This is a genomic window from Pseudomonas syringae group sp. J248-6, from assembly GCF_032586995.1.
Lineage (GTDB): Bacteria > Pseudomonadota > Gammaproteobacteria > Pseudomonadales > Pseudomonadaceae > Aquipseudomonas > Aquipseudomonas amygdali.
Window position 1 is genome coordinate 41,628 of sequence record NZ_JAWHOP010000007.1, and the last position, 20,932, is coordinate 62,559.

Genomic DNA, 20,932 nt, shown 5'->3' on the forward strand with positions numbered 1-20,932 from the left:
ACTCGCGATTGTCACCACGAGAATGTCATGCGTGCGAACACGCCTTCTGCGCGGTCGTCGCCAAAGACTTTCTCGCGGTACTGCACCGAGAAGTCGACATACGACTGTGGCGCCTTGTACGTGTCCTCGCGAAACCAGTAGCGCACGCCGGTGCCGACACCCAGCCCGCCAGCGTTGCCGGATGACGTACTGCTGCGGCCACTGCTGTCGACTTCGCTGCGCATCTTCGAATCGTAATCCACTGCGGCGACCACGTGTGGAAACACCACCAGTCTGGGGCTGATGCTGTCCAGACGAAAGCTGCGTCCGACCTGCCATTCACTGTTGAAATAGTTGCGCTTGTCCTGCAAATAACGGCCGCCCTCAGCATACAGCTGCGAGGTCCACCAGCTGGGCACGTCGACGCGCAAATCAGTACCGATGCTGGAACCATAGCCCAGACGTACCAGCCAGTCGCCGTCAGCGTTGGAGTTGCCCAAGGGAAAGGTACGCTCAAAGGCACCGATGACGTTGACTGAGCTGAACGGCTTGACCCTGACCCCCAGCGCTCCCTGCAATGCATCCGCGCCGGTATCGGAGTCGCCGTTCTTGCTCCACAACGTGTCGGTCACGCGCCCGTAAAGCTCGACGAAGCGCGCATTGCGGTAGCCCAGTGGTCGCCAGAACACTTCGGTGCTGTTCTGCACACTGTCAGTGTTGCTGCTCGGCGCGCCGTTCAGGCCGCTGCTGGTGCTGGCACCGCGGTACGTCGTGGTGTTGGTCAAACCCCATTCACGGGAAAGATCGGAAACGGCGCGCCGGGTATCGAACACCTGTTGCGCGGGCATCTGCAAATCACCGGCCTGCTGATAGTCGAGCACGCGTTTGAAGTAGGCGATGGCCTGTGCGTCGTCTGGTGTACGCATGGCGCTGTAGGCTGCGTCCTGAACTTCACGCGGCTTGAGCCCGGAGCTGCGGTCGACCCGTTTGAACTCGTCCAGCGCGCCACGATCGTCGCCCGCCTGGCTTAGGAAATAGGCAATCTGCACTTCATCGCCGGGTTGCAGTTCGCCCGCATCGCGAGCTTTCTGCAGACGTTGCAGTGCTTCACTCGGCTGGCCCATGGCGGCATACAACGAGGCCTGCTCACGCAGCGGCAGGTTGCCGACCGCCATTGCCTGAGCGAAGTCCTGACGTGCACCGTCCTGATCGCCCAAGCGTTGACGCATTTGTCCGCGCTGGACGAGCGGGGTGGCGTCGTTGCCATTCAGCGCCAGCGCTTCGGTGGCCGCAGAGCGCGCTTCGGCATACTGCCCTTGAGCGATCAATGCGCTGACCAGTAGCTTGCGATAGGCCATCTGTTTGGGAAAACTGCGCACAGCCTCCCGCGCCTCGCTGACTGCGGTGTCGTTATCGCCGCGTGCCAATGCTTTATAGCCAGTGGCTGCCTTGTCGACCGCCACCTGCTCCTGAATCGCCTGCCGACGACGCGTCAGGACCTGTTGCGGCCCCAGTGCCTGCTCGGCCTCGTTGATCGCTGCCTGCGCTTCGTCCAGACGCTGCTGACGTTGCAGCGCCTCGATCAGCATCATGCGGTAATCGAGATTTTTCGGTGCCTGTGCAATGGCCTTGCGCGCATGGTTTGCCGAGCCGTCATAGTCGCGCTTGGCGTACGCGCGCAGCGCCTGATTGCCCTCCAGGTAGCCCGGCTTTGGGCGAGCCTTGGGAAAGCGCTGGGGGTGATCGCGGCGGTATTTGTCACGTTCTGCCAGGGCAATCAGATCACGCAACTGATCGGCATCCGCACGCTGGCGCAATGCCTCTCGCGCTTTGGCAATAGCGAGGTCGTAGTCTTTGCGGTTGTAGGCCATGTAGGCTTCGTTGGCGATGGCATACGCAGGACCGGTCAACGGCAAAGGCAGTGTTTCTGCCTGGCTGAGGGGGGCAACAAGACTCATGCCGCTCACCAGCAGCGACAGGATGAAGGGGCGCTTCATAGTGGCTGCTCCGTTTGATCGTCAGATCGGTAATGGTTGTGCTGACGTGCCACAGCCTGTTCGATGGTTTCTCTGGAAAGCACGCCGATGTCGACCAGGTAATCGCCGATCCGGCCATGCACATGCGGGCGGTAGCCGAGCATGGCTTTCTGGAACACTTCGCGGTCCAGCAGGCCTTGCTCGATCAGCAGATCGCCGAGCAGTGGCGCTCTGGCTGGAAGCGGCTGACCCTCGACCACCTGAAGCTGACGCAATTGCGCGACGATGTCGCTTTCACGCGCAATCAACTGCACCGGCTCGGCACCCAGTTGCTCGGTAATCTGTTGCAGACCTTCATCCGTCAACGGGCTGGCCACGGCAATTTCCTGACGGCCCAGCGCATTCATTTGCAACGGTACAACGCGCCAGCGCAGGCAGAACTCATCGGCCAGGACACTGGTTGCCGAACGTTTGCCAGCGACGTCGAAGACCCGCGGCAGGTCGTTCTGGAAGGCGATGGCCTCAGCCAGGGTCTCGTCATCGAGCCAGCCATGGCTCAACAGAATCCGGCCCAGTGGCACTTGGCGAGTCTGTTGCTCAGTCAGCGCGGTCTGCAGTTTTTCGTCGTTGATGGCCTGCCATGAGATCAGCACGCTGCCCAGACGACGTGGCGCGACGGCGACCAGATCGGTAGACGGAAAGTCATGCATGGTCTTGTCCCAGACCAGCTTGCGGTTGAGCACTTTGCCCACCAGAAACATGCGCCAGGCGCGTGCCGCAGCCATGAAGTTGACGAAGTTGCCCACCACCATGCGCGGTATCGACAACAAGCCGTGCTGCCAGCCGTAAAGCACGGTAGTGAAGTAGCAGCGGTGCAGGATCCGCCACAGCAACGCGATGCCGTTGGCCACCAGCAGGTACTGAATCAGACCTGTGGTTTCAAACGGGGTCGGAAAGCTGGTGTTCCACAGTCCGCTGGAGCGCAGCACAATCAAGGCCAGCAATTGAATGAGGATAAAGTAAGCGAGGATGCTGACGAACGAAGTCACTACGCCCTTGCGATCCCGAAACAGCAGGTAACGGTTGGCCAGCGACCCGGTCCAGCCCATTTGCTCCCAGCCCTGCAGGCCGATGCCCAGAGTCCAGCGCGCTTTCTGGCGAAAGGCGGTACGGAAGGTGTCCGGGAAAAATTCACGCACACACAGCGGCATTTCCAGCGTCGACTCATACGGCTTGCGGAACCACGATTTGCGCAACACCCGAAATTGCACCGGGAAGCGCACAAAGATCGCCTGCATACCGTATTTCGCCAGCCGAGCGCCTACGTCGTAGTCTTCCGTCAGGCTTTCGGTATTGAAAGGCTGGTTCTGGTTTTCATCGGCCAGCACCATCAGTGCACGTCGCGAGAAGCAGGTGCCGACGCCAGCCGAAGGCACGGTATCAGTCATGCTTTCGCGCACGACCAAATCCTTGCCGTGCCATTCGGCAAACTCGTCCATGTAGGTGCCTGCAACCCATTCGTACCAGTTGCGCTCCAGTGACACGACCGGCAACTGGATCATGTCCTTGCGTGGCAGCAGGTAATTGAACAGGCGCAGTTCAAGCGGGTGCAGCACGTCTTCGCTGTCGTGCAGGATGGTCCCGGCAAACTGTACGGCGTGAGTCTTTTCGTACAGAAAAATCGCCTGGATGACCCAGTTCAGGCAGTCGGCCTTGCAGGTCGGGCCGGCGTGCGGCACCTCCACGCGATGCAATTGCTTGTAACGGCGACGCATGCGCTCCACTTCATCGATGGTGCGCTGGTCGTTGATGTAGGTGCCGACGAACACAACGTAGTTCTGGTAATCGAGCGTCGACACCATGTTTTCGATCATCGGCGCGATGACGTCGTATTCCAGCCAGGCCGGGACCATGATTGCCAGCGGCTGCTCGTCGCGGGCAATCAACTGCTCGGCGGTCAGTGGCCGGTAGCGGCGTTCGGCGGTGAACTTGCGGTACAGCCGCCTGGCCCAGTACCAGATATCGATGAACAGGTCATCGATACTCGATACCAGGATAATCAGCCCGACAACGATCGTCGCGACTTCCAGCACGCTGTAGTAATGGGCCAGCCAGTAAGGCCAATAGAGCGACGTCATTGCGGCGGCCCGTTACGAGCGATTGCGACGGGCGCTACGGCCAGCCAGCAACAGGATGAGAAAGAGTACGATGCCAGCCGGAATCAGCCACAGCAGCGACGGTTTGCGCCAGGCGTCGAGGCCAGTGCTTTGCTCGTCTTCGATCATCTGGCTGCCGGTCGGATCCTTGGCGTCAAAGGTGGCGATCGGGCCGTTGTCAGCCAACAGCGTGGCGTTGCCGCGCTCCAGCAGTAGCGGGCGCTCGAAAACCGGGGCCTGACCGCCAAGCGTGCGATAGATCATGCCGTGCTGGCCGCCCGCGTCGATCACTTGCAACGAGGCCAGGTGGTTGAGGGATTTGAGGTCGAGCAGCGTCTGCTCTTTGTGATTGATCAGCAGATGCCCGTCGTTGCTGGCCTTGACCGACTCGGCGCCATCCTTGACTGGCAGTTCGAACGCCAGAAACGCTTTGGCGGGCGTCACGGCTACGCTGGCGTCATCGCTGACGCTGAGTTGCGCACGCAGCGGCGAGACACCGGAAGCGCTGGCGACGCGGATCACTTGCGGCAGGCTGCTGGCCGGGCGCTCGAGATAGGCCTTGGGCACCATTATCTGAGTGTCCGTAGCGAAGCGTGCTGCCATGCCCGAAAAGTTTTCGTCAGGCGTGACCTTGTCCAGTACCACATGGCTGGTCGGCAATACCGAGATCGGGAACGCCTGCGGCGTCTCCAGGCACTGGTTGCTGACCGGCTGACGCTGGAACGAGACGCGCAAGGTGTTCTGCGCTGCCAGTGCATATTGCGGAATTCTTGCTTCGATGCGCTCTTTCTTGCCATCGGCAGTCAGTTGCATCGCACCGATCAGGTAGTCGTTGAGAAACAGTGTCGCAACCGGTGGCGTTCCGGATGCGCCGGGGGCCGCAGCAACATCAATCATCGCGGTTACCGGTACGCGCCCGTCATAGGCCACGCTGCCCAGCGGGAACGAGGCGCTCCAATCGGTTTTAGCCAGCACATCCACAGTGCCGGGCTTGCCGCCCAGGCGCGTCAGCGCAACGCGACCGTCTTCGCTGAGCGGCATCGCGGTTTCTTCACCGATGGTCAACTGGCGATTGCGCGCCAGTTTGTTCCAAGCCGAACTGAACAGGCCGATGGCCTTGTTCGCCGACTCCGGCTTGATCATCAGCAGCGCGCGATTGCCCAGCAGGGCCAGACTCACGTCTTCGCTGCTGTTGGCGAGCGGTTGCTTGATATGACGTTCGCGCCACTGGCCCAGTGCTGCGGCGGCGGTTGCGTCAAGTCCTTGTACCTGTGCCTGAAGGGCGTTCAGAGCGTCGTCGATTGCCTTGAGCAGTTGCGGATCGCTGATCGCAAGATCGCCCTGCAATGCCGGGGTCTGGCCAAGCATCAGCAATGCGCCGATCTGCGCCGGGTCGAGCAAGGTGTATTGGCCTTTGCCGTCAAGGCTGGCGAATGCCGGAATCTGCTTGAGTTCTGCCGGAATATTCAGGCCGCTCAGGTCCACACTGTCCTGCACGGCAGGAAACGGCAGGATACGCGCTTGTTTACCGATGCGTTCCAGCGCTACGCCCAGACGCCAGGCGGCGTCGTAGCTGGCGCTCGACAAGGTGCCTGGGGCGACCAACAGGCCAGGTTTGCCGGGCAGTGCATTCCACGCCGCACCCACATCCTGCAACTGGCTGGCGTCATAGCCGTAAGTCAGGCGCGTGTGCGGATCAATGCGCAGCACATTGCCGATGGCGCGTTCGTCTTCGCAGAGCACTTTCGAGATCACCGAGGACCAGGCAATGCCCAGGCGCACCGAGCCGCTTTCCCGGGCTGCCTTGTCGACGCCCAGTACGGCACTGGCATTACCCTGTTCTTCGTTGAGGCCCAGCGCGCGCACCGGATAACCGTCCAGCGACAGTAGCAGCGTGTTGCGGCCTGCTTCGCCATTCAGATAGCTAGCGTCAAAATTCAGCGTCGCATCCGTGAGCGGCACATTGGCGGGCACCGGCAGGTAAAGCTCACGGCGCGCATCAGTGGCACTGAGAATGATCGGGCGATCAATGCCCAGTTCCCGCAGCTCGATCACTCGCTCCTGACGGCTGTCGGCAGTGATTCGGTTGATCGCCTGGGTCAACGGGCTTTCGGCAGCCAGGGCAAATGCAGGCATCAGAGCCAGCAGGCTCATCCCGCAGGCAAGGACGTTCAACGCGCCCATGTTTACGGCAACGGAAGATTTCATCGTGCAGATCTCGGTAAAGGCTCAAGGCCATTGGGTCTTGATACAGGCTGCCGGTCTGCTACAACGTTTTTCGGGCACTCGGTGTGAACCGGGTGCCCGTATCGTCTGCGGACTGCTTCCTGCGGATATGTTTGGTGTTCTTTTGCGCTACCTGCGCGTGTTCTCGCTAACCTGCCATCGAGCGCATCTGGTTATGCTGGTGCTGAGGCTGAGGCTGGATAAGCGTGTCGAGCTGCACATCGACCGGGTCGGTGCGATAACGCGGCAGCTCGGCGACAAATTCATCCACCGGACGACCCATCAGGGCATCGACGATGCGCGCACTGGCCTTGCCGTCGCCGTAAGGGTTGGCGGCATGGGAGGCTCTCTGCCACAAGGCGTCGTCATCAAACAGGGCGTTCACGCCACTAATGATCGCGTCGGTCTCGGTGCCTACCAAACGTACAGTACCCGCTGCGACTGCCTCGGGACGCTCGGTGACATCACGCATGACCAGCACCGGCTTGCCCAGCGACGGCGCTTCTTCCTGCACGCCGCCGGAGTCGGTAAGGATGACGTGGGCGCGTTGCATCAGGCGCACGAACGACAGGTAATCCAGAGGCTTGATCAGGTGCACGTTGGGCAAATCGCCCAGGTGCTCGGTGACCGGCCCCAGAACGTTGGGGTTCAGATGCACCGGGTAGACGATTTGTATGTCGTCGCGTCGGGCCAGTTCGCCCAGCGCCTTGCAGATATTCAGGAAGCCGTCGCCAAAATTCTCGCGCCGATGCCCGGTCACCACCAACACCCTGCGTTCAGGTACCAGAAACGAAAACTGGCGATCCAGTGCGTGGCGCAACTGGCGGTTGCTGTCGATCCGCTGAGCGGTCAAGTGCAGGGCGTCGATCACGGTATTACCGGTCACGAACGAGATACCTTGCAGGCGCTCGCCCAGCACGTTGCGGCGCGACTCTGCCGTCGGTGCAAACAGATGATCGGAAATCAGATCGATGCAGCGGCGGTTCATCTCTTCAGGCCATGGCTGACGGATGTCACCGGTGCGCAAACCGGCTTCGACGTGGCCGATGGGGATGCGGCGATGAAAAGCCGACATGGCCGCCACCATTGCTGAGGTGGTGTCGCCATGAACCAGCACCTTGTCCGGTTTCATCTCGTCCAGAATCGGATCGATCGCCGCGTAAAGCGCCGCGGTCAGGGAGTTCAGCGTCTGATCGGGGCGCATCACATCAAGGCTGTAATCGGCCTTGAGCTCGAACATGTCCAGCACCTGTTGCAGCATGCTCTGATGCTGTCCGGTGATGCAGATTCTCGAATCGATACCCGGCTCTGCGGCCAGTGCTCTGACCAACGGAGCCATCTTGATGGCCTCTGGACGAGTACCGAATATGGAAAGGACCTTCATCCTCGGTTGCTGACCAGCCATTATTTCCTCCCGCGCTTTGAGCGCGCCGCGCAATAGCAAAGCCAGGCTGAGAGCAGCGTGACCAGCTGGCGAGTTAATGAGTTTCTCGGGCGGGGAAGATCGGAGTGCGTAGCTCGATATTCACTTCAATGTGATGTAGCAATGTGCCTTGTTACCCGGAATTGTCGGGATTATTAGCAGAACAAAATAATAAAGCAAAATGTTTTATTAACTATTTTTCAAAGTAATAGTTTTCAGGAACTTTGGTTTTTCAGGATGGTCAGTTCAGGGTTATAACTTTTGAAAAATCCGTTTTGCCCAATGAATACGGGGGTTTTGCGGGCGCATGATAGCGTCGGTCAGGCTGTTTTCAAAGGACGCTAATGTGCTGAAAGTCGCCATGATGGCAAAAAGTTCCAACAAAAATCGCCGTGCTGTGGCGTGCATCACTACAGCAGAATACTGACGCCTGATTAATGACAGGAAAAGCGAAGGGGTTCACAAAAATGGCGCTGATATAATGACAGTGTGGAACTTTGCTTTTGTATCGAGTTTGATGCGCTGCAGGTGAACGAGATGTTAAGGAATAGCTTACATACCGCTAAAGTTAAGTGAGCTGCACTATTGAGTTGTAGCAGTAATGCAGGAAATTGCCCGGTTATTAAATGAGAATGATTAGCGAACCCCTCCAAATGAGGGGGTCGCGGTGCAGAACGCAATCAGCCTTCCGACTCGGCAGGCTCCGACAGCTCGCTGAGCGCAGTCGCGTTGTTTTTGAAGGCTGCGGCAAAGACGGCGCGATTTTTCGCCATGTAGATACTCGCATCCTCTGCATGCTTCTCCGAGATCCCCGGCACGTTCTTGATCAGGACGTCGGTGAGAAGCTCGGCCAGCTCGAGCATTTGATCGTGCGCATCGGCGAGTTTACGGTCCACGAAAGTAGTCTCCAGATCGCGGGTACTGCGGTAAAGGGTTTCAACAGCCATTTTGGCCTCGTCGTGTTATCCAGTGTTGAAAGGGCTAGACCCGGACGTTCAGCGCTTCACGCTCTGACCAGCGGGTATGCAAAAGCATTGATCCTGCAAGACCAGCATGCCGGTCAGGTGTAGCGGGGCGCTGCATGCATATCCATATGAGGGTCTGCATGAAGGCCGCTCTCCGACGCATCGGCGTTGAAGGTGATTTCTTGATTACTGTGTTTTTATACAGTAAAAAGCCTGCACCAATCAACCCCTCCCTGAATAGTGGCGTTTAAGCATCTTTTTTGCGCTGCAAATGTGCCTTGCGACAACCCGTTGCGCTCTCAACCATAGCCTATGGCCCTGTTCCTGCTTTAAAAAGCAGGCCACTAAAGGTGTCACCAGTACCCGGCATCATCCGGTCGGCATAAACGAAGGTTCAGAGGTAGAGCGTCATGGGAAACAAATGGGCAGTAAAGATAAGACACCGCGTGCATGGTCAGGCCGAGTCACTGGGTAATCTCTGCGTCGAGAGCTTTCACTTTCTGGCGCTGTTCGCGATTGGCGCGATCACTGCCTGGGCGTCAGTGGTTGCGTTCCTGGGCATGGTCGAGAAAGGCAACGTCACGGTCGATGACATCCTGCTGCTGTTCATCTACCTGGAGCTGGGGGCGATGACCGGGATTTATTTCAAGACCAACCACATGCCCGTGCGCTTCCTGATCTACGTTGCGATCACTGCACTGACCCGTCTGCTGATTTCCGACGTATCCCACCACAACCCGCCGGACATTGGCATCATCTACCTGTGTGGCGGCATTCTGTTGCTGGCGTTTGCAATTCTGGTGGTGCGCTACGCGTCGTACAAATACCCGTCGGCGAAAATTCCTGATTCGTCCAGTTCGGTCAAAGGCGCTGTGACCGAAGAGAAAGGCGAGGTCTGATCGAGACACTGGCGGCATCCGTGATCGATGCCGCCAGTACGTTGCTATGGAAGTCGCCTGTCAGTTAAGCCACACACCGGCACGCCAGTGCCAGCCGTCTCCGGCGCTTTCCCAGTGCGGATGCACATAGTGGTAGCCAGGTCGTTCCGCCTCCCAGTGACCATGAACCGGTACGAACCGCTGCCCGTTCCAGTGCCAGTAACCGCGTGCCCAGATGTAGCCGGGACGAGGCGCCGGTTCTACTTCAATTACCCGCTCAGGGGGTGGTTGTGGCGCGATGACTTCTTCGACGTATTCATGATGTACGTGTGGTCGCTCATGGACTACCCGCTCTTCGACACAGCCTGACGCTATCGCAAGTGATGCGATCAATACCCCATACCTTAAGAACATGTTGCCTCCTCGGAATCATCCGCAGGTGCAGTGGCGCTGAACGCAGTGCCCAGTCGCTCGAATGTTTCTGCGCAAGGATTGTTGTAGCAGGATGTATCTGTACTTTTGCTGAAGAGGCGGGAGGGAGTTTGATGGCGAAGTGCCTGATTTTTCAGGCCTTGCAGGCTGCATAAGGGGGCATGGCGAGTATGGGTTTTTTCTTGAAGTTGATGACCAATCGGCCGCGATACACGCCGCTGAAGATATTCAGTTAACGTAACTGATGAAAAACGGCATCAATGAATTCCATCCCGATTCAGCGCCATCAAAGGCACTGAATCGGAAGAAGAAAGCGCCCGTCAAACCCCGGCATTCACCGCGGCCTGATTCTGCGACCACAGACCATTGGCCGGGCCAGGTGTCTTTTTGAGCGTGGCACCATCAGTCATCGCTGCAAGAATCTTGATCGCGCTTTCGCCACGCTCGATGGCGATGCCGAATTGCACGCTTTCGATAAGCTTGCGCAGGCGTAGAGGGTCATTGCGTTGCGCGGCGCTGATCAGGCGTTTGGCAACGACTCCGCATTCGTTGGACAGGGTCAGCATGATGCTGCCGTCCAGCCCTTGAATGCTCAGATTCACCCGATAGTCGGGGTGAAAAGTGTCCGTGATCATCTGAAAAGGATTGTCCATATCATTCACCTGCTCAATGGTCTGCATAAGTTGACCGGGTAATAGTCCTTTTGGTTCTCGACGACTGATCAGCGGTTGCGTTACTCCTTCGCCTGCTGCTGACAGTTTGCTGTCGTCTTTCGCGTGGATGACAGGTTTCGTTTGAGACGCTTTAACGAGTCCGCGCCTGGAAGTGGCCCTCCTGATGGCCAGCCTCGTAGCGCGTACTGCAGGACATTGCATGGTTCGGGCCATATTGCATGTGTGATGCGCGATAAGCCGCTGAACGGGAGCCCATTGCAGTTGCTTCACGGCTTGTTTGGCTTCAATGCGAACCGGTGATTTGGTTGGCAAAAGAGCTCTTGAAGAGGCGCGAAGAACACGTCCCTGACATGGCCTGCTCCTTTCGCGAATGCAGTTTGCGTACGACTTTTTCGAGTGATTGTCTGACACTCCGACAACCGAATTCTGGCGTCAGAGATTCGTAAAGACGGGTCAAAACCGTACTCGCCTGCTGCCCAGGTCCTGACGTTGAGCGTCTTGCTGCAGAGCGGCAGGGTGAGTGTTGAACGCTTGTCGGTTTGAAGGGCTGACCCGCCTGCTCATGTAGGCAAGGGGCATGATTTTTTGCTCGCCTATGGCTGTCAGGTGCCGTGCTCGGACTGCCCGGTGCTGAATGTTAAATTCGATAGACGGCAACCGGCGATCGAGATCGCTGCGAGGCGAGCGATGGGGCAAGGTGGCCAAAGCTGTGCAGCGAGCGTTTGTGGTGCGCACTGATTGGGGCACAACCGTGTGTAGGGCACGCTGGTCGACAGATTGTCGGCGTGCGTGGAGCGCTGCGTTTGCCTGCTCATGGGGAACAATCCATGGCAAACAAAAAGGGCGAACCGTTGCCGGTTCGCCCTTTTTTTGCAAAACGTGTCAGTGGAACATCAGGTCAGACGAGCGGCTTCTTTCTCCTGCTCTTTTTCCAGAAATTCTTCTTCGAGCAGCGCGTCCGGGCTGACCGGATCTTCATCCTGCTCGGCGATGATCGGTGCGGCACCTCGTTTGCCGCGCAGCTTGCCAAACAGATGCTCGAGGGCGTGATCGAGTTTTACAGCAGCGCCATCCACAGCCTGATCTACCGTATCGGCCTTGTGGGAAACAGAAATAGGTTGGTGTCCTTTGGGGCGAGCTTCCATCTGGCACTTGATGTCGTGCGGGCCAGGCTTGTCGCCGTTTTCGTCGCGGATGTGGACTTCCACGCGGGTCAGGTTTTCATCGTAGTGTTCGAGCGTGCTTTCAACGGTGGTACGAACCCACTCCTCCAGTCGGATACTGCTTTCGATGTGATTATCGCTATTGACCTGGATTTGCATAGTTAATCCTTATTAGGGCTTGCTCGTGCGAGGCTGGACTACGTGATTCCTTGCGGAATCGATTTCGTTTGCGCTCATTCACAGTGTTGGCGGCAATGGCCTGACAATTCAACCCCAATGTGTAAGAAATATTTCGCAGCAAAAAATGGCCGCCCTGATTCAAGGCTGAGAATCAGGAGCGTACGCAGAGCGTCCAGAACGGCACGCCCACGCGGAGCGTGAGGAACGAGAGGTGTCCGGGATAACACTTCTCTCACGCTCTGGCGTCCGGGAACTAGAATGCAACTGACGTTTGTACGTACACCGTGCGCGGTTCGCCGACGTATTTGCCACGGTTGTTGTCGTCGAACGAGCGGGTGTAGTACTGGCGGTTGAAGATGTTCTTCATCCCGACCGCTACGTTGAGGTCCGACAGTTGCGGGCCGAAGTCGTAGTTGGCGCGGGTGCTGAACAGCATGTAACCAGGGATCTTGCCAGTGCTGCCGTCGGCGCTTTCGGCCGCTGTGTTGGCGTTGTCGGCGAACTGGTCGCTTTGGAAAGAGCTGTCAAAATTCAGCTTCCACGGCCCTTCGGTGTAGCTGACGCCCATCGTTCCTTTGTGTTTTGACGAGAACGGCACGCGGTTGCCTTTATTCGGGCCGTCTTCACGGATTGTCGCGTCAACGAAAGCGTAGCTCGCGTAGACATCGTAACCTGCCAATACCGGGCTCAGGCCTTCCAGCGCATAGTTGACGCTGGTCTCGATCCCCTGATGACGCGTCTCGCCGCGTGCGATCACGGTGTCGTTGGTCTGATTGCTGTCGTACTGGTTATCGAAGTTGATCAGGAATGCACCGATCTCGGCTCGCAGGTTGCCGTTGTCGTAGCGCGTACCCAGTTCCCAGGTGCGGGCTTTTTCCGGTTTGACTTCATCGCCGGTAACGCGGTTGGGCATCTGGCTGTACTGCACGCTGCCGAACGAGCCTTCGGTGTTGGCGTACAGGTTCCAGGTGTCGGTCAGGTGATAAAGCACATTCAGCGCTGGCAGTGCGGTGCTGTAGTCGCCTTGATAGCGGGCGTTGGTCAGGTTGTTGTTCTGCGCGGTGTCGATCATCTCGTAGCGAACGCCGGGCGTGATGGTCCACTTGCCGATGTCGATACGGTCATCAATGTAGAACGCATGCGCTTCAGTCGCGCCGCGGGTGTCACGGTCGTTGCGGCTGGCGGTGGTCGGCAGGTTACCGGTCACCGGTTCGCGATAGCGCAGTTCGTGACCCGCTTCGTTGACGTAGCGGTAGCCGACGCCCACTTCATGCCAGGTCTCGCCCAGTGCAAAGCCTTGCGAGAAGCGCGTTTCCAGACCGCGTACCCAATATTCGCGGGGCGACAGGGAAACGAAGCTGCCCTGATCCAGATAGCCGCTGCGCAGGGTTTTGGTGAAGAACGTGTTGGCGGTGAAGACGCGCGCATCCTCTTCATAGCGGTAGCCGAAGTTGAACATGGTGCGACGGCCCCAGAACTTGTCCTTCAGACGCGTCGACTGGTACGGATCGGCATCGTAATCCCTGACGTTCAGGCCGCCGGGCATCTGCGCTTCGCCATCGTAATACTGCGCCATGGCATTGAGGCTGTTGGCTTCGTCGATCTGGTATTTGCCCTTGAGGATCAAGTCGTCGATCTGGGTATCGCTGTGCTCGCGCCAGTCACCGCCGCGTACGCCGGAATACAGAATCGCGCCGCCCAGACCATTGTCCGCCGTACCACCTGCCAGCAGGTTGCCGGTGGTCTTGAAACCATCGTGGCTGGACGACGGGCTGGTTTCGGTCTGTATGCCGCCTTTGAGGGTAGGTGCGTCGGGGATGGCACGGGTCACGAAGTTGACGATACCGCCCACGTTCTGCGGCCCGTAACGCACCGCACCACCGCCACGCACCACATCGACTGCGTCCATGTTGCCCATGCTGATCGGCGCGAAGGACAGCTGCGGCTGACCATAAGGTGCGAACGGCACCGGGATGCCGTCCATCAATACGGTGGAGCGTGACGCCAGACGCGGGTTGAGGCCACGAATGCCGAAGTTAAGCGCCATGTCGTGGCTGCCGGTGCCGTTGTTGTCCGGGGCATTGACGCCCGGGATGCGATTGAGCACTTCACGCGCCGAGGTTGCGCCGACACGCTCGAATTCTTCACGACGGATCACATCACGTGCGCCGGGGTGTTCGAAAACGTTGGTCTGCTGCGCGGCACCCAGCCAGTCGCCGACCACGGTGGACACACCCAGCTCGATAGGCGCGCCAGCAGCATTGACCGGTTGCAGGGTGAAGCCGTTATTGCCGTCGGCCAGGGCCTGCAGCCCGGTGCCTTCGAGCAACGCATTGAGGCCCTGCTCGGGCGTGTACTGACCTTCCAGGCCTCGGCTCTTCAGGCCGCTGGTGATTTGCGAACCATAGGAAATCAACACACCGGACTCTCGACCGAACTGGCTCAGCGCAGCTTCAAGCTCGCTTGGCGCAATGTGATACGCCTTGGGTGCCACCTCGGCAGCTTGCGCCATCGACAGACTGCCGACCGAAAGGCTGGCACCGAAAATGACATGGCGCAACGTACGCACCAGCGGAGAAAGTTGGGTAGGGCGGGCTGACATGCAGGAGTCCTTTGACCGGAAGGTTGAGAGAGGCTTTCACTGTCTGTCACGCGAGCAACAGAAAACGGCTCACGGGTTTTGAAATTATTTTTCCGGGTTTGATTATCGCACCCGCGCCTCGCGTGGTGATGCGTTTGGCGACCCCCGGATCGGTGACAGGGCGAAGGAACCCGACGAAGTCGGGCCGGAAACAGGAGCGAAGGGCTTTGGTTACTTTGGCCCCTTCAAAGTAACTCGCCGAGGGGCGAAAAGGTGACTTGAGTCGAGCCGAAATCTCACTGAATCGCAGAGTTGTGTGACGCGGAGCGTCACGAACTGCATTACCACGCGGAGCGTGGGAACGATAGTTAGCGTGGTTTCAGCCTCGTATTTCGGTATCTCCATAAACACTGGAACGCAGGAGCGAGCGGTCAGCATTTGAGGAGACATCAAACCCGCGCCTGCACGTTCACCCAATAGCGGGTGAGGCGTTGTACATGCACCGGGAGGGCGAGTTCCAGCATGTCGAGGATGCGCTCGCTGTCGGCCAGCGGATAGCTGCCGGAAATCAGCAGGCTGGCGATTTTTGCATCGCAGTTCAAACGACCGCGTCGATAGCGGCCCAGCTCGGCGAGGAAGTCGGACAGCTTCATGCGCGACGCCACCAGCATCCCGTCCGCCCACGCGCCACTGCCCGCATCTATCGGTTTCACGCTGTCCCAGGCATCACGGCTGAAGGTCACTTGCTGGCTGGCCCGCAGCATTAAACCGGGGCCGCTTTTGCCGGCAGGGGCTATTTCAAGGGCTCCGGCAAACACCGCCAATTGCGTGCGCCCATCCAGCTGGCGCAGGTTGAAACGGCTGGCGCCTGTCGATGCCCTGACCGTGCCCTCGGCGCTCAACAGGCTCAGCGGGCGGCTGTCCGCCGAGGCGGTCATGAGGATTTCGCCCTGCAACAGCTTGATCAGGCGCTGCTGTGCATCGAAACGCACATCGACCGCGCTGGCCGTATTCAACTGCACCTGACTGCCATCGCTCAAGGCCACCTTGCGCTGCTCGCCAACGCCACTGTTGTAGTCGGCCAGCAAGGGTTGCAGGGCGATCTGCTCGCGCAGACTCCAGCCTGCTGCCGAGCCTGCGCCGAGCAACAACAGCAGTTTCAGAGCGTGCCGACGGCTGGCGGATTTCGGCGCATTGAGTGTCGCATGCGCCAGCGGCGAAGACAGCCCGCTGAGGCGCTGATTGACCCGCTGCATATGCGCCCAGGCCCGCTGATGTTCGGCGTTGCCATTGAGCCAGAGCTGCCAGGCCTGCTGACGACGCGCATCCAGCGTGCCTTCCTGCATTTCCAGCAGCCAGCCGACCGCTTGCTGCGCTACGCCAGGCGAGATGTCGGATTTGTTCAAGGACTCGTTGCTCGGGTTCATAAGGCGAAATAGCAGCGCAGTGCGGCCTTGTTCAGATGGCGTTTGACCGTTGCGATGGAGATGCCCAGTTCGGCGGCAATCTGGCCGTGGCTCAACCCGTCGACCTGCGACATCAGGAACGCCCGCTTGACCAGCACCGGCAGGCCGTCCAGCAGTTGATCGAGTTCCACCAGGGTTTCGAGAATGATCGCCCGCTCTTCTTCCGAAGGTGCCACGCATTCCGGCAGCTCAGCCAGCGCCTGATAGTAGGCGTGCTCCAGGTCCTGACGCCGGTAGTGATTGCACAATACACGTTTGGCAATCGTCGTCAGAAAAGCGCGAGGCTCGATGATCTGCGGCGTATCGCGTGCGCCCAATACCTTGATGAAGGTGTCCTGGGCCAGATCCGCTGCGCTGTGCGGACAGCCGAGCCTGCGTCGCAACCAGGTCGTCAGCCAGGTGTTGTGTGCCCTGTACAGGCTTTCGACAGTGTGATTGAGAGCGGAGTGGGCGATGGGCATCACGGGAACAATCCACGGGGACTCGTTGATGGCGTGGATTCTGGCAGACTCTTTTGCGTATGAGAATATTTATCATTAATATTGCGGTTCATTTATCCCACTCAGGGACGAATGGCGCAAACAGCTGGCATTCATCGCGGCCTCTTCCCGAGGGCTGGTGATCCGGCTTCCCAGATTTGATGAATCAATGAAGACCCTTTGATGGATGTCACCACCGCAAGCGGTTCGCTGCCGGAAAAACGCATGGCGAAATCCAGAAGCAAGGGCCTGACGGTTGCCTATCGGCTTGCCGTTACCTCGCGGGCGCTGGCGGCCGTGTTTGCCGGTTATCTGCTCGCCTCAGTGGTCAGCATCTGCGTTGCGCAGTGGCTGCCCATCCCCCGCGCCGAAGCAGTGGTGACAGGCATGATGCTGTCCTTTCTGGTTTATCTGGTCGCGGTGCTCTGGTGTTTTGCCTGCCGCACGGCGTTGCAGGCCTGGGTCGGAGTGCTGGCGCCGTGCGCATTGCTGGCGGCTGCCTGCGCCTGCGGTCGGTGGCTATTGTGAAAGAGGGTTTTCGTCAGTCGATGGCCTGGTTGCACACCTGGGTCGGTTTACTGTTCGGCTGGCTGTTGTTCGCTATTTTTCTGACCGGCACGCTTTCCTACTTCAAGGATGAAATTACCCAGTGGATGCAGCCGGAAATTCCGGTGCGCGCTCTGGATGCCGGTGCCAGCGTGCAGCGGGCTCAGGATTATCTGCAAAGCCATGCCGCCGGGGCTACGCGCTGGTTCATCAGTCTGCCCGATCAGCGCACGCCCGGCCTGATGGTCGGCTGGCTGCCCGAAGGCAAACAGGGCCAGCGCAACAACTTCGTACGCAAGCTGCTCGATCCGCAGACCGGCAGTGAGGTGCAGGCGCGTGACACACGCGGTGGCGATTTCTTCTACCGGTTTCACTATCAACTGCAGATGCCATATCCCTGGGGCCGATGGTTGGCAACCAGCGCCGCGATGGTGATGCTGGTCGCGTTGATCACCGGCATCATCATTCACAAAAAAGTCTTCAAAGAATTCTTCACGTTTCGTCCACGCAAGGGCCAGCGTTCCTGGCTGGATGGGCATAACGCGCTTGGCGTGCTGGTGTTGCCGTTCCATCTGATGATCACTTACAGCAGTCTGGTGATCTTCATGTCGATGGTGATGCCCGCGAGCATCCTCAGCCAGTACGACACGGTTCAGGCGTTCTACCGCGAAGCCTATCCGACCCCGGAAATGCTCAAGCGAGAAGGCAAACCTGCGCCGCTGGTGGCACTTGCGCCGTTGGTCAATGCGGCGAACGCGAAGTGGGACAGCGGGCAGGTGGGTAGGGTGATCGTCAATAATCCGGGCGACAGCACCGCCTCGGTTCTGCTGACGCGTGATGACAAGGGCAGCATCGTGCCGGATCGGGGCGGGGCGCTGACGTTCAGCGGGGCGAGCGGCGCGTTGCTGAACGAAGTACCCGAGCGCCCGGTCGCGCTGCTGATTTCCAGCGGGATGTACGGTTTGCATGTAGGCCATTTCGCCGAGCCGCTGCTGCGCTGGATGTACTTCATTTTCGGGGTCGCCGGAACCGCAATGATCGGCACCGGGCTGGTGATGTGGCTGGGCAAGCGTCAGCTCAAGCACGCCAAAACCGGCGTGCTGCCACTGGAGTTGCGTCTGGTGGAAGTGCTGAACATCGCCAGCATGTCCGGGTTGATGATTGCCGTGGCCAGCTTCTTCTGGGCCAATCGCCTGCTGCCTTCGGGTTTCACCGGGCGTGCTGATTGGGAAGTCAGCGTGTTCTTCACATGCTGGGCGTTGTCAGTGGTGCACGCCCTGGTGCGCAAAGGGCGCAGTGCATGGCGCGAACAACTGGGGCTGGGCGCGGTGCTGTTTGCCGGGCTGCCGCTGCTCGATCTGCTGACCAGTGGCCGCTATCTGCTGGGTTCGCTGATGTCGGGAAGCTGGGTAATGACGGCCTTTGACCTGACGGCGCTGGTCACCGGGCTGTTCCTTGGCTGGGCGGCACTGAAGTTCACGGCTGTACCCGCCCGTAAAACATCCGGCGTTGCCTTGCAGCCCACACCTCAGGAGAGCCACTGATGCTGTTGGCTGCCTTGTTGTGCTACGTAGGGTTCACCTGCCTGTGCCTGTCCATGGCGCGCCATTACAGCGAACTGCTCAAAGGCCCGTTGACCGAACGGCGGCGTCGATCGCTCAAGCTGGTCGGCTGGGGCGCGCTGCTGTTGTCGTCATGGGCGGCGGTTCAGGCCGATGGCTGGATGATGGGCACGGTGCACTGGTTCGCCGCATTGATGAGCAGCGCGGTGTTGCTGGTTGCGCTACTGCCGTTCCGGCCGCGTTGGGTGCTGGCGCTGGCAGGCTGTGGCGTGCTGCTCAGCCCGTTGGCAGCCGTGAGTCAATTATTGGCCTAACGCCAGCCGGTATTCGCCCGGCGTGGCCCCCGTTGCCTGACGAAACCGGTTGCTGAAATGGCTGGCGCTGGCGAAGCCGCAGGCCAGCGCGATCTCGCCCAGCGGCTTGCCGGTGCTGCGCAGCAACTGGCGAGCCTGTTCGATACGTCGCGCCAATAGGTACTGGTGTGGCGGCAAGCCGAAGCTTTCGCGAAACATTCGCGCGAAGTGGTATTCCGACAGCGCACACAGGCCTGCCAGTTGACCGAGGCTCAGCGGGTCGGCGAGGTGCATTTCGATGAAGTCCACCAGATGCCGCCGCAGGTGTGGTGCCAGGCCGCCTTTCAGGCGCAACCCCTCGCGCAACCCTACCTGACTGAGCAACGCATGGCTGACCATCTCGTGCGCCAGGCTGCTGGTCAGCAAACGCTCACCGGGTTCTGCCCAGTTCAGGCGGATCAACTGCCGGAAGCGTGCGGCTTGTGCGGGGTCTTCCAGAAAGGTGTTTTCCCGCAGTTGCATCTCACGCGGCTCGCGATCCAGTAGTGTCACGCAGCCCAGCGCAAACTGTTCCGGGCTGAAATACAGATGCGCCAGACGGATCTCGCCGTTCACCACCCAGGCGGACTCATGACCGGCAGGCAAGATGCACAGCTTGCCCGGCGCACCTTTCTGGTCGGGTCTGCCGCGGCGAAAGGTCCCGGTGCCGTCCTCGATGTAGCACGACAGCGTGTGGTGGGTCGGTGCGTGATATTCCTGCGAGTCATGCCGATTGTTCCACAACGCCGCCACCAACCCGTCGCCCAGCGGCGCGCTCTGCTCCAGATTGGCATTGGGTGAACTGTTCAGGGCCTGAAAGACCTGGATGGATTCAATGGCGGGCATGACGATTCCTCTAGGATTTGTATCCTACTCGCTGGCGACGCCGCTGCCAGTAGCGCTTGAAGCAAATGCGCAAGATTGTGCAAGCGCTGGCAGACCGGCACGCAGCAGACTGATGGCTCATCAAGGAGCCTGCACCATGAACATTTCGCTTTATCTGCTGACTGTGCTGATCTGGGGTACGACCTGGATCGCCCTGAAACTTCAACTCGGCGATGTCGCGATTCCGGTATCGATCGTCTATCGCTTCGCGCTGGCGGCTCTGGTGCTGTTTGCATTCCTGTTGCTGACAAAGCGTCTGCAACCGGTCAACCGTCGTGGTCAGTTGATTTGTCTTGCGCAAGGCGTGTGCCTGTTCTGCGTCAACTTCATGTGTTTCTACACGGCCAGCCAGTGGATACCCAGCGGGCTGATCGCTGTGGTGTTCTCGACTTCGACGCTGTGGAATGCGCTGAATGCGCGGGTGTTCTTTCGCCAGAAAATCGCCGGTAACGTTATGGCCGGTGGTGCCATGGGCCTGATCGGGCTGGCATGTCTGTTCTGGCCCGAGCTGTCCGGGCACAGCGCCAGCCGCGAGACCCTGATCGGTCTGGGCCTGGCCCTGCTGGGCACACTGTGCTTCTCGGCGGGCAACATGCTGTCGAGCCTGCAACAGAAAGCCGGCCTGCGTCCGCTGACCACCAATGCGTGGGGAATGTTCTACGGGGCGACGATACTGGGGCTCTACTGCCTGCTTAGCGGCACGCCGTTCACGTTTGAATGGAATACACGTTACGTAGGCTCACTGCTGTTCCTGGTTATTCCCGGCTCGGTGATTGCGTTCACCGCCTACCTGACCCTGGTCGGGCGCATGGGGCCGGAACGCGCAGCTTATTGCACTGTGCTGTTCCCGATTGTGGCGCTGAACATCTCGACGTGGGTCGAAGGCTACCAGTGGACCGTGGCTGCCTTGCTCGGGCTGGTGCTGGTGATGGCGGGCAATGTGCTGGTGTTCAGGAAGACCAGGCCGGTTGCCGTCCTGGTCGGCGGCAAACTGGCCTGAGTCGATGTTCATCCTCGGTTATAGAGCAG

17 protein-coding genes are annotated in these 20,932 nt (G+C 59.3%); 5 read left to right on the forward strand and 12 right to left on the reverse strand.

Annotated features, from left to right (window positions below; all coding sequences use genetic code 11):
* Positions 1–11: 11 nt before the first annotated feature.
* The 5 genes from RYC17_RS11620 to RYC17_RS11640 all read right to left on the reverse strand — a co-directional run bounded on the left by RYC17_RS11620 (position 12) and on the right by RYC17_RS11640 (position 8,707).
* Positions 12–1,976: an NfrA family protein gene (locus RYC17_RS11620; protein WP_316903151.1), complete on the reverse strand. Its 1,965-nt coding sequence runs from the start codon at positions 1,974–1,976 to the stop codon at positions 12–14.
* Positions 1,973–4,093 (reverse strand): glycosyl transferase family protein, encoded by a 2,121-nt coding sequence (locus RYC17_RS11625; RefSeq protein WP_316903153.1) that lies wholly within the window; start codon positions 4,091–4,093, stop codon positions 1,973–1,975. Before RYC17_RS11625 ends, RYC17_RS11620 begins: the two co-directional genes overlap by 4 nt.
* A 12-nt stretch (positions 4,094–4,105) precedes the next feature.
* Positions 4,106–6,319 carry a cellulose biosynthesis cyclic di-GMP-binding regulatory protein BcsB gene (locus RYC17_RS11630; protein ID WP_122258156.1) on the reverse strand — a complete coding sequence of 738 codons (2,214 nt, stop codon included), beginning with the start codon at positions 6,317–6,319 and terminating at the stop codon, positions 4,106–4,108.
* A gap of 166 nt (positions 6,320–6,485) precedes the next feature.
* The gene (wecB, locus tag RYC17_RS11635; protein ID WP_058400600.1) at positions 6,486–7,742 is read right to left on the reverse strand and encodes a non-hydrolyzing UDP-N-acetylglucosamine 2-epimerase; all 1,257 of its coding nucleotides are present in this window, start codon (positions 7,740–7,742) and stop codon (positions 6,486–6,488) included.
* A 698-nt stretch (positions 7,743–8,440) separates the two neighbouring features.
* Positions 8,441–8,707, reverse strand: a complete 267-nt coding sequence (locus RYC17_RS11640) for a YebG family protein (RefSeq protein ID WP_005615333.1) — start codon at positions 8,705–8,707, stop codon at positions 8,441–8,443.
* A gap of 428 nt (positions 8,708–9,135) precedes the next feature.
* Between RYC17_RS11640 and RYC17_RS11645 the strand changes: the two genes are divergently transcribed.
* Positions 9,136–9,624 carry a phosphate-starvation-inducible protein PsiE gene (locus RYC17_RS11645; RefSeq protein WP_054077840.1) on the forward strand — a complete coding sequence of 163 codons (489 nt, stop codon included), beginning with the start codon at positions 9,136–9,138 and terminating at the stop codon, positions 9,622–9,624.
* A gap of 60 nt (positions 9,625–9,684) precedes the next feature.
* Here RYC17_RS11645 and RYC17_RS11650 read toward each other — a convergent pair whose 3' ends face one another.
* The 6 genes from RYC17_RS11650 to RYC17_RS11675 form a co-directional block, all read right to left on the reverse strand.
* Entirely contained in the window at positions 9,685–10,017 is a 333-nt protein-coding gene (locus RYC17_RS11650) for a YXWGXW repeat-containing protein (RefSeq protein WP_011167889.1), read from the reverse strand.
* Between the two features lie 338 nt (positions 10,018–10,355).
* Positions 10,356–10,688 (reverse strand): DUF3509 domain-containing protein, encoded by a 333-nt coding sequence (locus RYC17_RS11655; protein WP_122258176.1) that lies wholly within the window; start codon positions 10,686–10,688, stop codon positions 10,356–10,358.
* 914 nt (positions 10,689–11,602) lie between these two features.
* Positions 11,603–12,031 (reverse strand): HPF/RaiA family ribosome-associated protein, encoded by a 429-nt coding sequence (locus tag RYC17_RS11660; protein WP_002552231.1) that lies wholly within the window; start codon positions 12,029–12,031, stop codon positions 11,603–11,605.
* Between the two features lie 274 nt (positions 12,032–12,305).
* Entirely contained in the window at positions 12,306–14,654 is a 2,349-nt protein-coding gene (gene fecA, locus RYC17_RS11665; protein WP_004658341.1) for a TonB-dependent Fe(3+) dicitrate receptor FecA, read from the reverse strand.
* A 428-nt stretch (positions 14,655–15,082) separates the two neighbouring features.
* On the reverse strand, positions 15,083–16,060 hold the full coding sequence (locus RYC17_RS11670) for a FecR domain-containing protein (RefSeq protein ID WP_058408865.1): 978 nt from the start codon (positions 16,058–16,060) through the stop codon (positions 15,083–15,085).
* Positions 16,057–16,560 carry a sigma-70 family RNA polymerase sigma factor gene (locus RYC17_RS11675; protein WP_005746036.1) on the reverse strand — a complete coding sequence of 168 codons (504 nt, stop codon included), beginning with the start codon at positions 16,558–16,560 and terminating at the stop codon, positions 16,057–16,059. The genes RYC17_RS11670 and RYC17_RS11675 overlap by 4 nt, the downstream gene beginning before the upstream one ends.
* 201 nt (positions 16,561–16,761) lie before the next feature.
* Between RYC17_RS11675 and RYC17_RS11680 the strand changes: the two genes are divergently transcribed.
* The 3 genes from RYC17_RS11680 to RYC17_RS11690 are packed head-to-tail and all read left to right on the forward strand — an operon-like array spanning position 16,762 to position 19,000.
* Positions 16,762–17,106: a DUF3649 domain-containing protein gene (locus RYC17_RS11680; RefSeq protein ID WP_122258160.1), complete on the forward strand. Its 345-nt coding sequence runs from the start codon at positions 16,762–16,764 to the stop codon at positions 17,104–17,106.
* A gap of 20 nt (positions 17,107–17,126) precedes the next feature.
* Positions 17,127–18,668, forward strand: coding sequence for a PepSY-associated TM helix domain-containing protein (locus RYC17_RS11685; RefSeq protein WP_193600935.1), 1,542 nt, complete (start codon positions 17,127–17,129; stop codon positions 18,666–18,668).
* A complete protein-coding gene (locus RYC17_RS11690) occupies positions 18,668–19,000 on the forward strand; it encodes a DUF3325 domain-containing protein (protein ID WP_122258162.1) in 333 nt (110 codons plus the stop codon). Before RYC17_RS11685 ends, RYC17_RS11690 begins: the two co-directional genes overlap by 1 nt.
* Here the strand turns inward: RYC17_RS11690 and RYC17_RS11695 are convergent.
* Complete coding sequence (locus RYC17_RS11695; RefSeq protein ID WP_058400606.1) at positions 18,989–19,864, reverse strand: AraC family transcriptional regulator; 876 nt, start codon at positions 19,862–19,864, stop codon at positions 18,989–18,991. The two genes, RYC17_RS11690 and RYC17_RS11695, sit on opposite strands and share 12 nt — an antisense overlap.
* 136 nt (positions 19,865–20,000) lie before the next feature.
* Here RYC17_RS11695 and RYC17_RS11700 point away from each other — a divergent pair, with 136 nt between their 5' ends.
* On the forward strand, positions 20,001–20,903 hold the full coding sequence (locus tag RYC17_RS11700; RefSeq protein ID WP_057422374.1) for a DMT family transporter: 903 nt from the start codon (positions 20,001–20,003) through the stop codon (positions 20,901–20,903).
* Positions 20,904–20,932: the final 29 nt, after the last annotated feature.

Coding starts and splice junctions, on each gene's coding strand:
- RYC17_RS11620 (WP_316903151.1), bottom strand. CDS start 1,976: ATGAAGCGCCCCTTCATCCTGTCGCTGCTGGTGAGCGGCATGAGTCTT.
- RYC17_RS11625 (WP_316903153.1), bottom strand. CDS start 4,093: ATGACGTCGCTCTATTGGCCTTACTGGCTGGCCCATTACTACAGCGTG.
- RYC17_RS11630 (WP_122258156.1), bottom strand. CDS start 6,319: ATGAAATCTTCCGTTGCCGTAAACATGGGCGCGTTGAACGTCCTTGCC.
- wecB (WP_058400600.1), bottom strand. CDS start 7,742: ATGGCTGGTCAGCAACCGAGGATGAAGGTCCTTTCCATATTCGGTACT.
- RYC17_RS11640 (WP_005615333.1), bottom strand. CDS start 8,707: ATGGCTGTTGAAACCCTTTACCGCAGTACCCGCGATCTGGAGACTACT.
- RYC17_RS11645 (WP_054077840.1), top strand. CDS start 9,136: ATGGGAAACAAATGGGCAGTAAAGATAAGACACCGCGTGCATGGTCAG.
- RYC17_RS11650 (WP_011167889.1), bottom strand. CDS start 10,017: ATGTTCTTAAGGTATGGGGTATTGATCGCATCACTTGCGATAGCGTCA.
- RYC17_RS11655 (WP_122258176.1), bottom strand. CDS start 10,688: ATGGACAATCCTTTTCAGATGATCACGGACACTTTTCACCCCGACTAT.
- RYC17_RS11660 (WP_002552231.1), bottom strand. CDS start 12,031: ATGCAAATCCAGGTCAATAGCGATAATCACATCGAAAGCAGTATCCGA.
- fecA (WP_004658341.1), bottom strand. CDS start 14,654: ATGTCAGCCCGCCCTACCCAACTTTCTCCGCTGGTGCGTACGTTGCGC.
- RYC17_RS11670 (WP_058408865.1), bottom strand. CDS start 16,060: ATGAACCCGAGCAACGAGTCCTTGAACAAATCCGACATCTCGCCTGGC.
- RYC17_RS11675 (WP_005746036.1), bottom strand. CDS start 16,560: ATGCCCATCGCCCACTCCGCTCTCAATCACACTGTCGAAAGCCTGTAC.
- RYC17_RS11680 (WP_122258160.1), top strand. CDS start 16,762: ATGGATGTCACCACCGCAAGCGGTTCGCTGCCGGAAAAACGCATGGCG.
- RYC17_RS11685 (WP_193600935.1), top strand. CDS start 17,127: ATGGCCTGGTTGCACACCTGGGTCGGTTTACTGTTCGGCTGGCTGTTG.
- RYC17_RS11690 (WP_122258162.1), top strand. CDS start 18,668: ATGCTGTTGGCTGCCTTGTTGTGCTACGTAGGGTTCACCTGCCTGTGC.
- RYC17_RS11695 (WP_058400606.1), bottom strand. CDS start 19,864: ATGCCCGCCATTGAATCCATCCAGGTCTTTCAGGCCCTGAACAGTTCA.
- RYC17_RS11700 (WP_057422374.1), top strand. CDS start 20,001: ATGAACATTTCGCTTTATCTGCTGACTGTGCTGATCTGGGGTACGACC.